Consider the following 18,074-nt stretch of genomic DNA (forward strand, 5'->3'; position numbering starts at 1 on the left):
GTGCCAGAAGTCGCGGACACAGCCTGGTTTCAAGAGACGGAGTTTGCCGCCTTGCCGCTTCGCATCATTTTCATGGGAACGCCGGAATTCTCCGTACCGACGCTGGTCGCCCTCGCCGAGGCGGGCCATGAGATCGCTGCCGTCTATACACAGCCGCCGCGTCCCGGCGGGCGGCGCGGTCTCGACCTGCAAAAATCGCCAGTCCACCAAGCCGCCGAACTTCTCGGAATCCCCGTTCTGACCCCGCCGAACTTCAAGGACGCCGGCGATCGCGAGACCTTCACCAAGTTCAATGCTGACGTCGCCGTTGTCGTCGCCTATGGCCTGCTCCTGCCCGAGGCGATTCTCCAGGGAACGAGGCACGGCTGCTACAACGGACACGCCTCGCTCCTGCCGCGCTGGCGTGGGGCGGCGCCGATCCAGCGGGCAATCATGGCCGGCGACCACGAGACCGGCATGATGGTGATGAAGATGGACAAGGGGCTCGACACCGGTCCGGTCGCACTCAGCAAGGCCGTTGCGATCGGAGAGACGATGACGGCTGGCGAGCTGCACAACAAGCTGATGCAGGTCGGGGCGGCCTTGATGAAGGAGGCGATGGCGAAGCTCGAAGCGGGCGATCTGCCGCTGACGCCGCAGCCGGAAGAGGGCGCGGTCTACGCTGCCAAGATCAGCAAGGGGGAGACCCACATCGATTTCACCAAGCCGGCCTCCGAGGTTCACAACCACATTCGCGGTCTTTCGCCATTTCCGGGGGCCTGGTTCGAGCTGACGATTGCCGGGAAACCGGAACGGATCAAGGTGCTGAATTCTGAGAAGGTCGACGGAGCCGGCGAAGCCGGCACCGTTCTCGATGACACATTGACCATTGCCTGCGGCCAGAGTGCGGTGCGGCCGACTCGACTGCAGAAGGCCGGCGGCAAGCCGCTCGCGATCGCCGAGTTCCTGCGGGGGACGCCCGTCGCCCGCGGCACGAGGATCGCCTGATGCCGCGCTATCGCCTCACCGTCGAATACGACGGCTCAGACTATGTCGGCTGGCAGCGTCAGGAAAACGGTCCGTCTGTCCAGGGCGCGATCGAGAAAGCGATCCTGTCGCTGACCGGAGAGACAGTGTCCGTCCGTGGGGCGGGACGCACCGATTCCGGCGTCCATGCCATGGGCCAGGTGGCGCATGCGGACCTCACGCGCGAATGGAAGACGCACACGTTGCGCAACGCGCTCAATGCCCACCTGACGCTTGCCGGCGAACGTGTCTCGATTCTCGACGCACTTGAAGCGCCGCCGGATTTCGACGCGCGTTTCTCGGCGGTTCGGCGCCACTATCTCTATCGCATCATCTCTCGCCGCTCGCCGCTGGCGCTCGAAGCAAGGCGCGCCTGGTGGGTGCCGAAAACGCTCGACCACGAGGCGATGCATGTGGCCGCACAACGACTGGTCGGCCACCACGATTTCACGACCTTCCGCTCCGCCCACTGCCAGGCGACGAGCCCGCTGCGCACGCTTGATCGGCTCGACGTGACGCGAGCGGGAGATCTCATCGAGATCCGCGCGACGGCCCAGAGTTTTCTGCACAACCAGATTCGCTCCTTCGCCGGTTCGCTGAAGCTGGTGGGCGAGGGCAAGTGGACGCCGGACGATTTGCAGGCGGCGCTCGAAGCGCGTGATCGAAAGGCCTGCGGGCCGGTCGCGCCGCCGGACGGCCTCTACTTCATGCAGGTGGATTATTGATCTTCTCCGGGCGTAGCGCGGTGCGTCAGCGCTAGCTTGGAACAAGACCAAAGAAACGTTGAAGAAATTCGCCGATCATCATCGACGGCAGCAGGAATAGTGCGGTCAACGCGGCCGCCAGCAAGGTCTGGTTGCCGGTAACCGTGCGCAGAAGCCGGAAGAGCAAGCCGACGCTGACGACCACCAGCAAGAGCCAGATCAGGCTGGTCAGACCCTGACTGCCCGGGACGAGCAGACGAATTGCTGCAGGCAGTGCCATGGCGTAGGAGAGCGGCACCGAGAGCCAATTGGTCGTAACGATCACCGGCACCACAAAAATCTGAAAACCCAGTGGCCGGGACAGGATGATGACCAGGATGATTGGCAGCAGCCAGCTGGCGAGGTCGACGACAAGCAGCTTCAGGATGAAGCCGAAGCCGATCGTTGTGCCGGTCGGCATGGCCGAAAGATAATAGAGCCGCCAGGATGCCCAGGTCACGGCGATCGCGGGCAGAGACCAGAGTATTGCCGCGAACGAGCGCCATAGGCCGCTTTCGCTGATGTCCAGCCAGCGAAAGCCCTCGCGGTTGCCCTGGATCAGCAGCCATAACCCCTTGACATAGGTGAGGACCTCCTCAAGCAGCGGCATGACCGAACCAGCGGGCAATGAAGGTCTCGTAGATCCCGGTCAAGGTCTCGAGATCGGCGACGGCAACGCGCTCGTCGACCATATGCATCGTCTGCCCGACGAGGCCGAATTCGACGACGGGGCAGTAATCCTTGATGAAGCGCGCATCCGATGTGCCGCCGGTGGTCGAGAGCTTCGGCTGGCGCCCCACGACGGCCTCGACCGCGCCGGAAAGCGAATCGATGAGGGCGTTGTTGCGCGTGAGGAAGACGTGGCTCGGACGCTCGTTCCAGACGATGTCGTAGCGGACCGGTGTGCGGCCGGGCCTGAGCTTGTCTTTCGCTGCGGCACGATCGAGCCGCGCGATGATCTCCGCCATCAGGCTTTCGGCGGTCCAGATGTCGTTGAAGCGGATGTTGAAGCTGGCGCTCGCCTTCGCCGGAATGACGTTGACGGCCAGATTACCGACATCGATGGTCGTGACCTCGAGGTTCGATGGCTGGAAACTCTCGGTACCGCTATCGAAGGGCGGGTCCATCAGGGCCTCGGTGAGCTGCAGTATGCCGCGCACAGGATTGTCGGCGAGATGCGGATAGGCCGCATGTCCCTGGACTCCGTGAACGGTGATCCGACCGGAGAGCGAGCCGCGCCGGCCGATCTTGATCATGTCGCCAAGCGCATCGGGATTGGTGGGCTCGCCGACGAGACAGGCGTCCCAGCGTTCGCCTTTCGCAGCCGCCCACTCAAGAAGCTTTACCGTGCCATTGATGGCCGGGCCTTCCTCATCGCCGGTGATCAGAAACGAGAGCGAACCCTTCGGCGCTCCATGCTTTTCGACGTGGCGCGCGACCGCAGCCACGAAGCAGGCGATGCCGCCCTTCATATCGACGGCGCCGCGGCCATACATCTCCCCGTCGGCGATGGTCGCGGAGAAGGGCGGGTGGGTCCAGGCGGCCTCATCCCCGACCGGCACAACGTCGGTATGCCCGGCAAACATCAAGTGTGGTCCATCGCTTCCAAGGCGGGCGTAGAGATTTTCGATGTCCGGGGTCCCGGTGTCCTTCGCCACCACGCGGTCGACGGTGAAGCCGAGCGGCTTCAGCATCTGTTCGAGAGCGGCGAGAGCGCCGCCTTCGGCGGGGGTGACGGAGGGGCAGCGGATAAGGGTGGCAAGATTGGTAATCGGATCGGTGGAGGTCATCTATCGGAATGCCATCTGCGGGGCACGCAGGCCTGTGAGGTCGGAGGTTGCTGGTTTATCCGATCGGGTGTCGGCTGTCACGCGTGATGGGCTCGACTCTCGGCAAAGGCACACGGGCCGGACGAATTGTCGTCCGGCCCGCAGGGAGCGCAGGGGGCAGGGGAGGGGGCCTCACTCGCCGGGGGCGAGGTGAGGCGCTTCGATGTGCGCTCCGGCGTGCTTCAACGGCCGCTCGCCAGCGAGCTTGCGGATCAGCACGTAGAAGACCGGCGTCATGAAGATGCCGAAGGCGGTAACGCCGATCATGCCGGCAAAAACCGCGACGCCCATGGCCGAGCGCATTTCCGCACCGGCACCGGTGGAGGTGACGAGCGGTACGACGCCCATGATGAAGGCCATCGAGGTCATGAGGATCGGCCTCAGACGCAGCCGGCTCGCCTCGATCGCGGCAGCGACCGCGCTGCTGCCGGAAAGTTCGAGCTCGCGGGCGAACTCGACGATCAGGATAGCGTTCTTGGCCGACAGCCCGACGAGCACGATCAAGCCGATCTGGGTGAAGACGTTGTTGTCCCCGCCGGTCAGCCAGACGCCCGTGAGCGCCGCCATCAGGCCCATCGGCACGATGAGCACGATGGCGATCGGCAGCAACAGGCTTTCATACTGGGCCGCCAGCACGAGATAGACGAGCAGCAGCGCCAGGGGGAACACCAGGATGCCCGAATTGCCCGCGAGGATCTGTTGGTAAGTCAGGTCCGTCCACTCGAAGGAGATGCCGGGCGGCAGTGTCTCGGCGGCGATCCTTTCGATCGCGGCCTGCGCCTGGCCGGACGAGTAGCCCGGTGCCGGACCGCCGTTGATATCGGCGGACAGGAACCCGTTGTACCGTATCGCCCGTTCCGCGCCGACGGTCTGCTCGACCTTCAACAGCGCCGAAAGCGGAATCATTTCGCCCGACTGCGAGCGGACCTTCAGCCGGCCGATGTCGTCGGCGTGGCTCCGGTAGCTCGCATCGGCCTGTACGCGCACGCTGTAGGTGCGGCCAAAGGCGTTGAAGTCGTTGACGTAGAGCGAGCCCAGATAGATCTGCAGCGTTTCGAACACGTCAGTGACCGCCACGCCGAGCTGGCGCGCCTTGACGCGGTCGAGGTCGGCATAGAGCTGCGGCACATTGATCTGATAGCTCGAATAGAGCCCGGCGAGTTCTGGCGTTGCCATCGCTTTCGCGAGGAATGCCTTGGCCGCATCGTCAAGCGCCCTATAGCCGAGTCCGTTCTTGTCTTCGATCTGCAGCTTGAAGCCGCCGGTCGTGCCGAGGCCTTGGACAGGCGGCGGCGGGAACATGGCGATGAACGCATCCTGGATCGCGCCGAACTCCTGGTTCAGTTGCATGGCGATCGCCCCACCCGAGAGTTCCGGCGTCGTGCGCTCCTCGAACGGCTTCAGCGATACGAAGACGATGCCGGAGTTCGACGAGTTGGTGAAGCCGTTGATCGACAGGCCCGGGAAGGCGATGGCATGTTCGACGCCCGGATGCTTGAGTGCGATCTCGCTCATGCGCCGGATGACATCTTCCGAGCGGTCGAGCGTCGCCGCGTCCGGCAATTGCGCAAAGCCGATCAGGTATTGCTTGTCCTGGGCCGGCACGAAACCGCCGGGGACGGCCCGGAACAGGGTGAAGGTGACGCCGATAAGGACGACGTAGACTCCCATGATCAGCGACTTGCGCGAGAGAATCCCGCCGACGCCGCGGCCATAGGCCTCCGAGCTCTTTCCGAAGAAGCGGTTGAAGCCGCGGAAGAACCAGCCGAACAGCCTGTCCATCACGCGTGTCAAGAGGTCTTTCGGCGCATGGTGATCCTTCAGGAGAAGGGCGGCGAGCGCCGGAGAAAGCGTCAGTGAATTGAAGGCGGAGATCACCGTCGAGATCGCGATGGTCAGTGCGAACTGGCGGTAGAACTGTCCCGTCAGGCCGGTGATGAAGGCGAGCGGCACGAAGACCGCGACCAGCACCAGCGCGATTGCGATGATCGGGCCGGAAACCTCCGACATGGCGCGATAGGTCGCCTGCACCGGCGAGAGCCCCTGCGCGATGTTGCGCTCGACGTTTTCGACGACGACGATGGCGTCATCGACGACGATGCCGATCGCCAGCACGAGGCCGAAGAGACTGAGCGCATTGATCGAAAAGCCGAAGACATACATCACCGCGAAGGTGCCGACGATCGAGACCGGCACGGCAACGAGCGGGATGATCGACGCGCGCCAGGTCTGCAGGAAGATGATGACGACGAGCACAACCAGTGCAATCGCTTCGAGCAGGGTATGAACAACCGACTCGATCGAGGCTCTGACGAACTGGGTCGTGTCGTAGACGATCTCGTAATCGACGCCCTCCGGCATGGTCTGCTTCAGCTCGGCCATCGCCTTGTGGACGTTCTCGGAGATCTGGATGGCGTTGGAGCCGGGTGCCTGGAAGACACCCATGCCGACGGCGGCCTTGTTGTCGAGGAGTGAGCGTAGCGAGTAGTCCGCCGCACCCATTTCGACACGCGCGACGTCGCCAAGACGGGTGATCTCGCCATCGGCGCCGGACTTGACGACGATGTCGGCAAAGTCTTCCGGGGTTCTGAGCCGCCCCTGTGCATTGACGGAGAGTTGCAGGTCGAGCCCTGCAACCGAGGGCGATGCGCCGATGACACCGGCGGCCGCCTGGACGTTCTGTCCGCGAATGGCATTGGCGATGTCGCTTGCCGCAAGCCCGCGCTCGGCAGCCTTTTCAGGGTCGATCCAGACGCGCATCGAGTAGTCGCCGCCGCCGAAGATCTGCACCTGGCCGACGCCCTCGACGCGGGCCAACCGGTCCTTGACGTTCAGGACGCCGTAATTGCGCAGGTAGTTGATGTCGTATTGGCCGTTCGGCGAAATCAGGTGTACGACGAGCGTCAGGTCGGGCGAGCTCTTGACCGTCGTGACGCCGAGGCGGCGCACCTCTTCCGGCAGGCGGGGTTCGGCCTGCGACACGCGGTTCTGCACGAGCTGCTGGGCCTGGTCCGGATCGGTGCCGAGTTCGAAGGTGACGGTCAGCGTCATCAGGCCGTCGGCCGTTGCCTGGCTCTGCATGTAGAGCATGCCTTCGACACCGTTGATCTGTTCTTCAAGCGGGGTCGCAACAGTCTCGGCGATCACCGACGGGTTGGCGCCGGGGTACTGGGCGCGCACCACGATCTGCGGCGGCACGACTTCCGGATATTCCGAGATCGGCAGACCGGTCATGCCGATCAGGCCCGCGACGAATATGAGTACTGAAAGAACGCCCGCGAAGACCGGGCGGTCGACGAAAAAGCGTGAGAAATTCATAACGATCCCCCTTGGGACAAAAAGCCAGGCATCCGCGGCGAGGATGTTCGCCGCGAGCGCGGAAGCATGCAGTTAGGTGTTCGGTCGGCGCCGCCGCGTGTCCCCTCAAGGAGCGCGAGGCGGCGCGTTCGACTATCGCTTGGCGATCGAGGCCGTGGCCTCTTCGGCCGGCTGCGGGGCAACGAGTACGCCGGGCCGGACGCGCTGCAGCCCGTTGACGACGATGCTCTCGCCCGGCTTCAGCCCGGCTTCGACGATCCGCAGGCCATCGGCCGTCGGTCCGAGGGTCACCTGGCGGTATTCGACCTTGTTGTCGGCGCCGACGACCAGCACGAATTTCTTGTCCTGGTCCGAGCCAATGGCGCGGTCGCTGATCACCAGCTTCTCGGTTGGAGCCGGATCGCCGATCCGGATGCGGACGAACTGACCGGGGATCAGGCGGCCGTCGGCATTGTTGAGCGCCGCCCGTACGCGGATCGTGCCGGTGGTGGCGTCGACCTCGTTGTTGATGAGCTGGATGTGGCCGGTGATTGGCGTGCCCTGGTCGGCGGCAGTGCCGATCTCGACCGGAATGCGCTCGATCGCGTTGCTGCCGGCGGAGGCGGAAAGTTTGGCCAAGGCTGCGGCGACCACCTCCTCGTTGACGTTGAAACTCGCATAGATCGGATCGATCGAGACGAGCGTGGTCAGCACTGGCGAGGTAGACCCGGCGGCCACCAGGTTGCCGGCCGTCACTTCGAGCCTGCCGACACGGCCCGAGATCGGCGCACGGACCTCGGTATATTGAAGGTCCAGCCGCGCCGAACGCAGCGCCGCCTTCGCGGAGCGGACGTTCGCCTGCGCTTCGTCGTAGACGCTCAGGCGCTGATCGACTCCGCTTTGCGGGATCGCACTGGTGGTAACCAGCTTGCGGCCGCGTTCGAGCTCGGTTTTTGCCAACGCGACGCGCGCTTCGGCCGCCGCAACCTGCGCCTCTGCGCGCTCGACGGCGGCGGCGTAGGGTTCGGGATCGATGGTGACGAGGAGGTCACCCTTCTCCACCAGCGCGCCTTCGCGGAAATGCGCTTGGAGAACGGCACCGCCGACGCGGGGACGCACCTCGACGCGCTCGATCGCCTCGAGTCGCCCGGAGAAATTCTCCCAGGTGGTAATCCGGCGCGATTCTGCCTTCGCAACCGAGACAGGCACGGCTGGCGGCGGCGCGGCCGCGTCGGTCGCGGCGTCAGCCGTGAACCGATAGGGCACGCCGAAGAAAACGGCGGTTCCTCCGGCGATGGACAATAGGATACTCAGGCCGGCGCCCCAAAGGACCCGGCGGGTAACGGTCGATGTCATATTTTCTCCTTGCCGGTTGGGAGCCCGGCCTAGTTCGTTTTCATCTGCGATTTTGGCTTCGCCCCCGCTTCCTGAAAGAAGCGGGAGAAAATGCCGGATATCGTCTGTTCTTGCGCAGGCCAGCTTTCCTGCGACGAGGTGTTGGCAGGCAGCCAGGCGGCGCCCCCCGGCAGGACGTGCATTTCTACCGGGACGCCGGCCTTGCGAAGCCGCTCTGCATAAGCTTCCGTTTCGTCGCGCATCGGACATTGCTCGCTGGTGATGACGAGGGCGGGAACGAGCCCGCCCAGTCGCGTGCAATGGCCGGGCGCCGCATAAGGATGCGTCAGTCCGCTACGTTCGCCGAGGTAGCGTTGCCAGCCATCAGCGATCGACTGCACCGAAGTCTGGGGACAGTACTTCCGGAACGAAGCGGTCGCCATGCAGGGATCAAGCAACGGCGACAGCAGGATCTGCCCCTTGAGATCCGGGAGGAACTGGTCGCGCGCCATCAGCGCCAGGCCGGCCGCGAGATTTCCGCCCGCTTCCTCGCCGGCAATGAACAGCATGGACTTCTTGTTCGCAAACTGCGGACAGCGGCTGCGCATCGACGACAGCATGGCGTACGAGGCCTCGAGCGCCGCCGGGAACGGGCTCAAGCATGCCGAAGGGTATTCCGGCGAAACGACCACAGCCCCGGCGGCGGCAAGCGCGCTCGCAACTTTCTCGCCGGCCGCGACCGATCCCCCGACGAAGGACCCGCCGTGAAAATGAAGCACGACCGGAGGCGGAACGAGCAACGACGCGCCGCGGTAGACGCGCGCGCGGCACGCCCCGTGGGCCGTCTGCATCGTCTCTTCGGTAAAATGCGCGTTCATCTCTCTTGTCTCAACCATAGGGCAATCCCTAGATGAGGGACAGCCCGCGATGTTTGCAGCATAACATTGTCTTTCGTCTGGAATAGTCGGCGGGTTCTGACTACACTATTCGGTATTTCGAACAATTCGGTTATTGAAAATGGACCAGCTCACGGCCATGCGCGCCTTTCTTCGAGTGGTGGAGACCGGCAATTTTACCCGGGCATCCGTATCGCTCAATATGCCGAAGGCGACGGTGACTAACCTCATCCAGGGGTTGGAAGCGCACTTAAGCACCAAATTGCTCAACCGCACGACGCGGCGCGTCCTGGTGACACCGGATGGCGCACTCTATTACGAGCGCGCGGCACGCCTTGTTTCCGATCTCGACGAACTGGACGGCAGCCTGTCGAGCGCGCAGAGCCTCCCGAAGGGGCGGCTGCGGGTTGAAATGGCGAGTGCGATCGCCAATCTCGTCATCCTTCCCGCGCTCCCCGAATTCCACAAGAAATACCCCGACATCCAGATCGACCTCGGGGTTTCGGATCGGACCATCGACTATGTCGCCGAGAACGTCGATTGTGCGATCCGCGTGGGCACGCTGACCGACCAGTCGCTGATCGCCCGGCGCATTACGGAAATGAGCTTCATCACCTGCGCGTCGCCAGCCTATCTCGATCGCCACTCCACGCCGCAGCATCCGGCCGACCTCGAGAGGAATTGCTATGTCGTCGGCTATTTCCGGCCGCAGACCGGGCAGCCGATGCCGATTCATTTCAAGCGAGGAAACGAGGAGATCGAAGTCAAAGGCCGTTACGCAGTCGCGGCAAACGAAGCGACGACCTATCTTGCCGCCGCGCGGGCCGGGCTCGGAGTCGTCCAGGCACCACGCTTCATGGTGCGCGACGATCTGCAATCCGGTGCGATGAGACCGGTGCTCAATGATTGGCAGATCGAACCGGCGCCGATCTATCTCGTCTATCCACCCAACCGGCATTTGAGCAGTCGACTGCGGGTTTTCGCTGATTGGGCGGTGAAGGTGATCGCACAGTCGCAGATGGATGGCGAGTAGGCCAATCGAGCTTGACGTGGTATCCCCGCAGCTCAATCGCGGCGTTCCGCGTCATAGCGCTCGCGCGCGGCGTCGAGTTCGCCGAAATGGGTTTCGGCCCAGCGATCGAGGACCACAAGCGTATCGCTCAGCGACCGCCCGACCGCGCTCAGGCGATATTCGACATGCGGCGGCACGGTCTGCTTGTCGTCGCGGATCACCAGTCCGTTGCGCTCCAGTTCTTTGAGCGTCTGCGTCAGCATCTTCTGCGACACGTCGCCAAGCTTGCGCATCAGCGCGGCATTGCGCATCGGCCCCTGATCGAGAGCGGAGATGATAAGCATCGCCCATTTGCTGGCGACAAGCTCCAGCGCGTGACGGGAGGAGCACGTCGGATCGAAGACGCTCGGCGCCGAGGTCTCGGAATTCTCTGCCGGCTCTGAAGACATTTTCATAGTTACCAAAAGGTGCGTAATTGTCCTTTGGTGCCTACGCTACCAGATTGGGTCCAGAGATTCAAAAATCTGGATGGAGATGCCAATGGCATGGATCACGTTGCTGGCAGCGAGCGCCGTCGAAATCGCCATGGGGCTTGCGCTCAAATATGCCGAGGGCTGGACGCGGCTTGTTCCAAGCATCATCGGTGTGGTCGCGGCACTCGCCAGTGTCTATCTCTTGACGATCGCGATGCGGGAACTGCCAGCGGGCACCGCCTATGCTGCCTGGACCGGCATCGGATCGGTGGGCATCACCGTGCTTGGCATCGTTCTTTTCGGCGATCCGGTATCCTGGCTTCGCCTCGTCTGCATCGCCATGATCATCGTCGCCGTCGCAGGGCTGCGGTTTCTGGAGGCTTGAACCAGCTTGGCCTTCGATCGCCCGTGGCCCATGAAGCGCCGGGTGAACGTTTCATGGGCCATTTATTCAGCGCCGCTACGAGTTTGCAGGTGTTACGCGGTCGGTTGCTTCGTCTTCCGGAGATAAGGCAAGATCGTGTCGAAGGAGCCGAAACGCTGGATCGCGTCCTCGTTGGATACGGCAGCGGTAATGATGACGTCCTCGCCCTGCTGCCAGTTCGCCGGCGTCGCAACCTGGTGCTTGGCGGTCAGTTGGATCGAGTCGATCGCACGCAGGATCTCGTTGAAATTGCGGCCGGTTGTCATCGGGTAGGTGAGGATCAGCTTGATCTTCTTGTCCGGGCCGATGACGTAGACCGAGCGCACGGTGGCATTGTCGGCTGGTGTGCGGCCTTCCGACGTTTCGCCGGCATCGGCCGGCAGCATGTCGTAGAGTTTGGCCACCTTGAGGTCCTTGTCGCCGATCAGCGGGTATTCGACGTCGAAACCGGTTGCGACCTTGATGTCGTTCTTCCACTTGCTGTGGCTTTCCACCGGATCGACCGAGATGCCGATGATCTTGACGCCGCGCTTGCGGAACTCGTTCTCTATTCCGGCCATGGCGCCAAGTTCGGTGGTGCACACGGGTGTGAAATTCTTCGGATGGGAAAAGAGAACGGCCCAGCCGTCGCCGATCCATTCATGGAAATTGATCGTGCCCTGCGTGGTCTCGGCGGTGAAATCTGGGGCGGTTTGGTTGATACGGAGGCCCATGGTCTGCTCCTTTGCGGCTGGCGATTGTTTCGCGCAGAATAGCGCAATCGTGGCGCTTTTCGAGGAGGAAACGTGCGGGAACGATCCGCAAAAAGAATGTCCGCGGCGTGATTTACCGCTTTTGGAGAATAATATCGCTGAGGTACACGCAGTGCTGGCACTCATCGGGAAATGCTCGAGGAATGCAAACGCTTTCGCACTGCCTGGCTGTTACGCTCCACGGCGTCCGGAGGAGGCCAGGCGCGCTGCCGCCAAGGTGGCAGCAGACAACGCGGGCCCAAAATCACGGTGATTAGTATTGCCTGTTCTTGGCGTTGGCGCGTTTCGCTTTGGGTTTGAAGCCGCCAGCGTCCTTTTGCGCTCCCGGCTTGCCCTTCTTGCCGCGGGGTTTGTCGTCCCGCTTCTCAAGGCGTGTCTCCTCGGCAAAGGCCGGCTTCTTTTCGAACTTGCGCTTCGGTTTGAAATCCTCGCGTGCTGCGTCGGCGGTCCGCTTCTTCGCGAATTCGGGCTTTTCCTGCCGCGGCTGGGAGAGATCCGGGGTGCCCGCGAGCGGCTTCACGCGAATGCCCTTTTCGAGCGTCCGGCTCGGACCGATTGCCGAGAGGAAGCGTTCCGCGCCTTCGGCCGTCAGTTCCACATAGGTCTCTTCCGGCTGCATCCGGATCGCGCCGATATCGCGCTTTGAAAGCTTGCCATGACGGCACAGCATCGGGATCAGCCAGCGCGGTTCGGCATTCTGCTTGCGGCCGACCGAGAGCGAAAACCAGCTACCATCCGTGAAGTCGGCGCGCGGCGCGCCGAAATCATCGCGGGTCGTCGGAGCGGCATCGCGCCGCCCTTTCCTGCGGTCGTCCGCGAGAGAAACATCGGCGAGGTCTTCCGGCGCCGAGCGACCGGAACGGAACTGCCGCACGAAGGCGGCTGCCAGCTTCTCTGCGCCGTGACGGTCGATCAGAGCCCGCACGATCGCCTGTTCGTCCTCGCGCAGCGGCTCGTCGAACGCCGTATCGGCCACGATGCGCTCGTCGTCACGGCTCATAACCTCGTCCGCTGACGGCGGCTTTGCCCAGGTCGCGGTGATGCGCGCATTTTCCAAGAGCCTTTCGGCCTTGCGGCGTGCATTGACGGGGACGATCAGCGCGCTGACGCCCTTCTGGCCCGCACGACCCGTACGCCCGCTTCGATGCAGCAGCGTCTCGGGATTGGTCGGCAGATCGGCGTGGACCACCAGCTCCAGTCCCGGCAGGTCGATGCCGCGTGCCGCAACATCCGTCGCGATGCAGACGCGGGCACGTCCGTCGCGCATCGCCTGCAGCGCATGGGTGCGTTCGTTCTGGCTGAGTTCGCCGGATAGCGCCACGACAGAGAAGCCGCGATTGTTGAAGCGGGCCGTCAGGTGATTGACCGCAGCGCGGGTGGAGCAGAAGACGATCGCGTTTCGTGCCTCGTAGTAGCGAAGCACGTTGATGATTGCGTTCTCGCGGTCGCTCGGAGTGACGAGCAGTGAGCGATATTCGATATCGCCATGCTGCTTCTGTTCCGATGCGGTGCTGATGCGTATGGCATCGCGCTGGTAATTTTTCGCAAGCGTTGCGATCGAGCGCGGCACGGTCGCCGAGAACATCAGCGTGCGCCGGTCTTGAGGCGCGGCTTCGAGGATGAACTCCAGATCCTCGCGAAAGCCGAGGTCCAGCATCTCGTCGGCCTCATCGAGCACGACGGCGCGGAGCGCCGAGATGTCGAGCGAATCCCGGCGGATGTGGTCGCAAAGCCGTCCCGGCGTGCCGACGACGATGTGGGCGCCGCGTTCGAGCGCGCGCCGTTCGCTGCGGATATCCATGCCGCCGACGCAGGAGGCGATGGTCGCGCCCGCCACCTCGTAGAGCCAGTCGAGTTCGCGCTTGACCTGCAGCGCCAGTTCGCGTGTGGGCGCAATGACGAGCGCGAGCGGTGCGCCGGCTGCGCCAAAACGCTCTGTGCCATTGAGCAGCGTCGGCGCAAGCGCAAGGCCGAAGGCCACGGTCTTGCCGGACCCGGTCTGGGCCGAAACCAACGCGTCCGCGCCATCAAGCGCCGGATCGAGCATCGCCTTCTGTACCGGCGTCAGCTCGTTGTAACCGCGTCTTGCCAATGCCTCGGCGATCGCGGGCGCGATCCCTTCGAACTCAGTCATATCTTGTCTTTCGGATTTCGGTCTTCACGCCGACAGACGAGCGGATTTGGATCAGGTCGTCATCAGGCGTCAATTGCCGCGGCCAACACGTCGCGGGCCTGTTCATGGCGCGCTACATACGCGGCGGAAGCGCTAATGTACAGGCGGAATCTTTAGTGTCCGGGACCGTTGTTGGGGCCGCCGAACTCGTTCTGGCCCTTCGTGCCCGGCCACAGACAGAGGGCGATGAACACGATCGGACTCAGCACCGGAATGAAAAGGCAGAGCGCTAGCGGGCCGGGATAGCCGATGTCATGCAGGCGCTTGATCGCCAGCATCGCGATGGAAACGGTCGAAAGGACGCCGGACACGACGAGCGCCAGTGTCCAGAGCGCTAATGCGGTCTCCTCGTTTTCGTTCTTCAGCATCTGCATGAGGAAGACGCCGCCGACGAGGAACCAGAAAAGCCAGGAAAGGAAGAAGGGGAGGCGGCCGATGCGGCCGGAGGGGCTGAAGAACAGCCAGGTCATGCTCGGCTGTTGCCCCTCCTCGGCCATCGCATCAGTCTCTGAGCAGTTCGTTGATGCCGGTCTTGGCGCGCGTCTTCTCGTCGACACGCTTGACGATGACCGCGCAATAGAGGTTCGGCGCCGGCTGGCCGTTCGCCATGGTCGAGCCGGACGGCATCGAGCCTGCCACGACGACGGAATAGGGCGGCACTTCGCCGTAGGTCACCTCGCCTGTCGCGCGATCGACGATCTTGGTCGACCTGCCGATGAAGACGCCCATGCCGAGAACCGAGCCTTCGCGCACGATGCAGCCTTCGACCACTTCCGAGCGGGCGCCGATGAAGCAATTGTCCTCGATGATCGTGGGTCCTGCCTGCATTGGCTCCAGCACGCCGCCGATGCCGACGCCACCGGAAAGGTGCACGTTCTTGCCGATCTGGGCGCAGGAACCGACGGTTGCCCAGGTATCAACCATCGTGCCCTCGCCGACATAGGCGCCGAGGTTGACGAAGGACGGCATCAGGATCGCGTTCGGCGCAATATAGGCCGAGCGGCGGACGACGCAGTTCGGAACCGCGCGGAACCCGGCCTTCTCGAACTCGTTGACGCTCCAGCCGTCGAACTTGGAGGGAACCTTGTCCCACCAGACCGACTCGCCGGGACCGCCCTTGACGAGCTCCATCGGGTTCAGGCGGAAGGACAGAAGGACGGCCTTCTTCAGCCACTGATTGACGGTCCAGGTGCCGTCCTTGCCGCGTTCGGCGACGCGGGCCTTGCCGCTATCGAGCAGGTTCAGCGCCGCTTCGACCGCTTCGCGGACCGCGCCGCGCGTGCCGGTATTGACGGCTTCGCGATTGTCGAAGGCGGTCTCGATGGTCTGCGACAGGGAGGCAAGGTCGTGGGTCGTCATCGGAATTCCTTATGTTCGGCGTTGTCGTGCAAGCTCTACTGCATAATTCCTTAAATCGGAACCGATTTGAGGACAAAGTTATGCAGCAATTCAAAGTCCTACAGCGACCTCACGCGTCTTGATGACGCGTTGCGCTGCAGAGGCATAAATCTGAAAAGTTGAAGCGCTTTTGGCTCCGACATCTCAGCAGGACTTGGCAAACTTCCGTGTTTCCGGCAGTAGGGACGCCTCTATGACCGAGGAAACACGACAGGGCGCGTCCGGACGAGATGCCGTCTGTTCGAAACGCGACGGGAAGATGAAATATGGCACGCATGAAGAAGCGCAATCTGCGCCGCAAGGATGGGGTTTGGGATCCGCTGGCCGACAGCTCGCAGAGCAGGCTGCGCGCCTCGACCGTGCCGCTGACGCCGCAGTCGGCCTCGCCGACCTATCGTCTCGCCTATGTCGACGATGATTTTCTCTGCCGCGAGGAACTGAGGCCGGTACGCCTGCAGCTCGAGCTCCTGAAAACGGAGATGATGCTCGAGGAGCGGGGGATCAATTCGACCGTGGTGATGTTCGGCGGCGCGCGTATCCCCGAACCGGGCGGCGAGGCTTGGGCGGCCAAGAACGACACGCAGCGCAAGAATCTCGAAGCGGCATCGATCTACTATGACGAAGCCCGCAAATTCGCCCGGATCTGCTCGGAGCAGTCCGCCAAGCTCGGCTACAAGGAATATGTCATCGTCACCGGCGGCGGCCCGGGGGTGATGGAGGCGGGAAACCGCGGCGCGGCGGATGCCGGCGCCCCTTCGATCGGCCTCAACATCGTGCTCCCCCACGAGCAGGCGCCCAACCGGTTCGTGACTCCGGAGCTGTCGTTCAATTTCCACTATTTCGCCATTCGCAAGATGCACTTCCTGCTGCGCGCCAAGGCGGTCACGGTGTTTCCGGGCGGCTTCGGCACGCTCGACGAATTGTTCGAAACGTTAACGCTGATGCAAACGGGCCGTCTGGCCCTGGTGCCGCTCATCCTTTTCGGTGAAAAGTTCTGGCGCACGATCATCAATTTCGAGGCATTGGCCGAGTTCGGCACGATTGCGCCGAACGACGTCGATCTCGTGCATTTCGTCGAGACCGCCGAAGAGGCCTGGGAGATCATCGCCCGGTTCTACGAGAGCATCGATCCGCGGTCGATACCGATGGCATCCGGACGGCGCTAGAACTACAGCGCCGCGCGTCTTATCGGACGCGCAAAGGTCGCTGTAGCACTTTGAATTGCTGCATGTCTTTGTCCTTAAATCGAGGTCGGGACATGCAGTAGGAGATCTTGCCCTCTTCGATGACAAAGAGGGCGAGACGCATCAGACCTTTCTGGTAAAGTCGGCGGCGTCGATCATTCCGTCGCCATTGCGGTCGCGGCGCTTGAATATCCTTTCCGTGGCTGCAGCCACTTCGGCTGCGCTGAGAGTGCCGTTGCCATCGGCATCGATGCGCGCGAAGGCACGCGGCCGCATTCCCGGCAGCATGGCCGGGCGAGCTTCCCTGAGCCTGGCGACCGCCTGGTCCCGCTCCGCGCCGGTCTTCGCCCGGGCGTCGCGCCATGCTTTGCGCGCCTCGCGGAATACCTGGCGCTTTGCCTCGATCTCGTCGCGGCTGATCTCATCGTCGCCGTTGGTGTCGAAGCTCTTGAAATTGTTCGAGATCCGCGCCTGGAGCTCCTGAAGGGAGACCTTGGAATCGCCGCTCGTGTCGAGGCGCTTGATCATGCGCTCCGCGCGCTGCTCGGGCGTAAGCTTGTTTTTGGCGGCAAATGAAGGTGCTGAAAGACCGGTCAGTGCCACGGCGAGGACCGTGGCGCCGAGAATGAAAGTCCTGTTGCGCATCATGCTTTCCTTCGATCAGTTATCCTGAGCAAAGGATAGGCAAGCGCGGTCCCGGCACCAGTTAAACTTTGGTAATTTAAGTCTCTGGCGGAAAAGCGGTTTTTCAGTGGTTGAATCGTGTTGCGTCAGGCCTGCGCCACGACCCGCCGCAGGAATCCAGTGAGGTTCTCGGTGACGTAGTCGATCTGCTCGTCCGCGTCGCTCGACGTCTCCCAGGCTTCCGCGAATTCGTATTCGAGGTTGTGCGGCACGAGCAGCACGGTTTTCATGCCGAGCGCCTTGGGGACCAGGAGGTTGCGCGGCAGATCCTCGAACATGACGGCGTTGCGGGTGTCGACGCGGTGAAGGCTCATGAACTTGTCATAGGTGTCGCCGGCCGGCTTGGGCACGAAATTGGCGGCGACGATGTCGAAGATGTCGTCGAAATGGTCGAGAATGCCGAGCGCGCGCGCCGTCATCTCAGCATGGTGAACACTGCCATTGGTGAAAATGAACTTGCGGCCCGGCAACGCCTTGATCGCCTCGCCGAGCGCGGGGTCGGCCGGAACCACGCTGTAGTCGATCGCATGCGCCCTCTGCAGGAAGTCGTTGGGATCGACACCGTGATGAATCATCAGCCCCTGCAGCGTCGTGCCGTGGTCGCGGTAATATTCCTTCTGCAACTTCTTCGCTTCCGCCGGCTCGAGCGCCAGGAGCTCGGCGACATAGGCCGTCATGTTGCGGTCGATCTGCGCGAACAGATTGACGTGGTGCGGATAGAGCGTGTTGTCGAGATCGAAGACCCAGTCTGTGACATGGGCGAACTCGGCATGGGTCGGAAGGCGGTCGAGCTTTTTCATGGCCGGGTTATGACATGGCAGGCTTACGAAGGAAAACGGATTTATTTTGTCTCGCACCGCGCGCACCAA

General features: G+C 63.0%; 17 protein-coding genes. 5 read left to right on the forward strand and 12 right to left on the reverse strand.

Annotated features, from left to right (window positions below; translation table 11 throughout):
* Positions 1–51 precede the first annotated feature (51 nt).
* Both fmt and truA read left to right on the forward strand, forming a co-directional pair.
* Entirely contained in the window at positions 52–987 is a 936-nt protein-coding gene (gene fmt / locus QA637_RS00285) for a methionyl-tRNA formyltransferase (RefSeq protein WP_283062832.1), read from the forward strand.
* Positions 987–1,730 carry a tRNA pseudouridine(38-40) synthase TruA gene (gene truA / locus QA637_RS00290; protein ID WP_283062834.1) on the forward strand — a complete coding sequence of 248 codons (744 nt, stop codon included), beginning with the start codon at positions 987–989 and terminating at the stop codon, positions 1,728–1,730. Before fmt ends, truA begins: the two co-directional genes overlap by 1 nt.
* Positions 1,731–1,761: 31 nt before the next feature.
* Here truA and QA637_RS00295 read toward each other — a convergent pair whose 3' ends face one another.
* From QA637_RS00295 to QA637_RS00315, 5 genes are all read right to left on the reverse strand, one after another.
* Positions 1,762–2,358 (reverse strand): hypothetical protein, encoded by a 597-nt coding sequence (locus QA637_RS00295; RefSeq protein ID WP_346283768.1) that lies wholly within the window; start codon positions 2,356–2,358, stop codon positions 1,762–1,764.
* Positions 2,345–3,538 carry a succinyl-diaminopimelate desuccinylase gene (dapE, locus tag QA637_RS00300; protein ID WP_283062838.1) on the reverse strand — a complete coding sequence of 398 codons (1,194 nt, stop codon included), beginning with the start codon at positions 3,536–3,538 and terminating at the stop codon, positions 2,345–2,347. Before dapE ends, QA637_RS00295 begins: the two co-directional genes overlap by 14 nt.
* A 171-nt stretch (positions 3,539–3,709) precedes the next feature.
* The gene (locus tag QA637_RS00305; RefSeq protein ID WP_283062840.1) at positions 3,710–6,895 is read right to left on the reverse strand and encodes an efflux RND transporter permease subunit; all 3,186 of its coding nucleotides are present in this window, start codon (positions 6,893–6,895) and stop codon (positions 3,710–3,712) included.
* A gap of 132 nt (positions 6,896–7,027) precedes the next feature.
* Positions 7,028–8,230: an efflux RND transporter periplasmic adaptor subunit gene (locus QA637_RS00310; protein WP_283062842.1), complete on the reverse strand. Its 1,203-nt coding sequence runs from the start codon at positions 8,228–8,230 to the stop codon at positions 7,028–7,030.
* A gap of 29 nt (positions 8,231–8,259) precedes the next feature.
* The gene (locus QA637_RS00315; protein WP_283065005.1) at positions 8,260–9,087 is read right to left on the reverse strand and encodes an alpha/beta hydrolase; all 828 of its coding nucleotides are present in this window, start codon (positions 9,085–9,087) and stop codon (positions 8,260–8,262) included.
* A 139-nt stretch (positions 9,088–9,226) separates the two neighbouring features.
* On the opposite strand from QA637_RS00315, the gene QA637_RS00320 reads away from it, so the two are divergent.
* Positions 9,227–10,138: a LysR family transcriptional regulator gene (locus QA637_RS00320; protein ID WP_283062844.1), complete on the forward strand. Its 912-nt coding sequence runs from the start codon at positions 9,227–9,229 to the stop codon at positions 10,136–10,138.
* 32 nt (positions 10,139–10,170) lie between these two features.
* On the opposite strand, the gene QA637_RS00325 is transcribed toward QA637_RS00320, so the two are convergent.
* Complete coding sequence (locus QA637_RS00325) at positions 10,171–10,566, reverse strand: winged helix-turn-helix transcriptional regulator (RefSeq protein WP_283062846.1); 396 nt, start codon at positions 10,564–10,566, stop codon at positions 10,171–10,173.
* A 91-nt stretch (positions 10,567–10,657) separates the two neighbouring features.
* On the opposite strand from QA637_RS00325, the gene QA637_RS00330 reads away from it, so the two are divergent.
* Positions 10,658–10,975, forward strand: coding sequence for a DMT family transporter (locus QA637_RS00330; RefSeq protein WP_153438788.1), 318 nt, complete (start codon positions 10,658–10,660; stop codon positions 10,973–10,975).
* A 92-nt stretch (positions 10,976–11,067) separates the two neighbouring features.
* Here the strand turns inward: QA637_RS00330 and QA637_RS00335 are convergent, their stop codons facing one another.
* From QA637_RS00335 to dapD, 4 genes are all read right to left on the reverse strand, one after another.
* The gene (locus tag QA637_RS00335) at positions 11,068–11,727 is read right to left on the reverse strand and encodes a peroxiredoxin (RefSeq protein WP_153438786.1); all 660 of its coding nucleotides are present in this window, start codon (positions 11,725–11,727) and stop codon (positions 11,068–11,070) included.
* Positions 11,728–12,019: 292 nt separating this feature from the next.
* Positions 12,020–13,900: a DEAD/DEAH box helicase gene (locus QA637_RS00340; protein WP_283062849.1), complete on the reverse strand. Its 1,881-nt coding sequence runs from the start codon at positions 13,898–13,900 to the stop codon at positions 12,020–12,022.
* A gap of 152 nt (positions 13,901–14,052) precedes the next feature.
* On the reverse strand, positions 14,053–14,436 hold the full coding sequence (locus QA637_RS00345) for a DUF805 domain-containing protein (protein WP_283062851.1): 384 nt from the start codon (positions 14,434–14,436) through the stop codon (positions 14,053–14,055).
* A 4-nt stretch (positions 14,437–14,440) separates the two neighbouring features.
* Complete coding sequence (dapD, locus tag QA637_RS00350) at positions 14,441–15,298, reverse strand: 2,3,4,5-tetrahydropyridine-2,6-dicarboxylate N-succinyltransferase (RefSeq protein WP_283062853.1); 858 nt, start codon at positions 15,296–15,298, stop codon at positions 14,441–14,443.
* A gap of 305 nt (positions 15,299–15,603) precedes the next feature.
* Here dapD and QA637_RS00355 point away from each other — a divergent pair, with 305 nt between their 5' ends.
* Entirely contained in the window at positions 15,604–16,503 is a 900-nt protein-coding gene (locus QA637_RS00355; protein WP_153438778.1) for an LOG family protein, read from the forward strand.
* A 141-nt stretch (positions 16,504–16,644) separates the two neighbouring features.
* On the opposite strand, the gene QA637_RS00360 is transcribed toward QA637_RS00355, so the two are convergent.
* Both QA637_RS00360 and QA637_RS00365 read right to left on the reverse strand, forming a co-directional pair.
* On the reverse strand, positions 16,645–17,166 hold the full coding sequence (locus tag QA637_RS00360; protein ID WP_283062855.1) for an EF-hand domain-containing protein: 522 nt from the start codon (positions 17,164–17,166) through the stop codon (positions 16,645–16,647).
* 125 nt (positions 17,167–17,291) lie between these two features.
* Positions 17,292–18,005, reverse strand: coding sequence for a pyrimidine 5'-nucleotidase (locus QA637_RS00365; protein ID WP_234886844.1), 714 nt, complete (start codon positions 18,003–18,005; stop codon positions 17,292–17,294).
* Positions 18,006–18,074: the final 69 nt, after the last annotated feature.

Source organism: Sinorhizobium terangae, from assembly GCF_029714365.1.
Classification (GTDB): Bacteria; Pseudomonadota; Alphaproteobacteria; order Rhizobiales; family Rhizobiaceae; genus Sinorhizobium; species Sinorhizobium terangae.

Coding starts and splice junctions, on each gene's coding strand:
- QA637_RS00305 (WP_283062840.1), bottom strand. CDS start 6,895: ATGAATTTCTCACGCTTTTTCGTCGACCGCCCGGTCTTCGCGGGCGTT.
- QA637_RS00355 (WP_153438778.1), top strand. CDS start 15,604: ATGGCACGCATGAAGAAGCGCAATCTGCGCCGCAAGGATGGGGTTTGG.
- QA637_RS00340 (WP_283062849.1), bottom strand. CDS start 13,900: ATGACTGAGTTCGAAGGGATCGCGCCCGCGATCGCCGAGGCATTGGCA.
- QA637_RS00315 (WP_283065005.1), bottom strand. CDS start 9,087: ATGAACGCGCATTTTACCGAAGAGACGATGCAGACGGCCCACGGGGCG.
- QA637_RS00295 (WP_346283768.1), bottom strand. CDS start 2,358: ATGCCGCTGCTTGAGGAGGTCCTCACCTATGTCAAGGGGTTATGGCTG.
- QA637_RS00345 (WP_283062851.1), bottom strand. CDS start 14,436: ATGGCCGAGGAGGGGCAACAGCCGAGCATGACCTGGCTGTTCTTCAGC.
- QA637_RS00320 (WP_283062844.1), top strand. CDS start 9,227: ATGGACCAGCTCACGGCCATGCGCGCCTTTCTTCGAGTGGTGGAGACC.
- QA637_RS00330 (WP_153438788.1), top strand. CDS start 10,658: ATGGCATGGATCACGTTGCTGGCAGCGAGCGCCGTCGAAATCGCCATG.
- QA637_RS00365 (WP_234886844.1), bottom strand. CDS start 18,005: ATGAAAAAGCTCGACCGCCTTCCGACCCATGCCGAGTTCGCCCATGTC.
- QA637_RS00325 (WP_283062846.1), bottom strand. CDS start 10,566: ATGTCTTCAGAGCCGGCAGAGAATTCCGAGACCTCGGCGCCGAGCGTC.
- dapE (WP_283062838.1), bottom strand. CDS start 3,538: ATGACCTCCACCGATCCGATTACCAATCTTGCCACCCTTATCCGCTGC.
- QA637_RS00335 (WP_153438786.1), bottom strand. CDS start 11,727: ATGGGCCTCCGTATCAACCAAACCGCCCCAGATTTCACCGCCGAGACC.
- truA (WP_283062834.1), top strand. CDS start 987: ATGCCGCGCTATCGCCTCACCGTCGAATACGACGGCTCAGACTATGTC.
- QA637_RS00310 (WP_283062842.1), bottom strand. CDS start 8,230: ATGACATCGACCGTTACCCGCCGGGTCCTTTGGGGCGCCGGCCTGAGT.
- dapD (WP_283062853.1), bottom strand. CDS start 15,298: ATGACGACCCACGACCTTGCCTCCCTGTCGCAGACCATCGAGACCGCC.
- QA637_RS00360 (WP_283062855.1), bottom strand. CDS start 17,166: ATGCGCAACAGGACTTTCATTCTCGGCGCCACGGTCCTCGCCGTGGCA.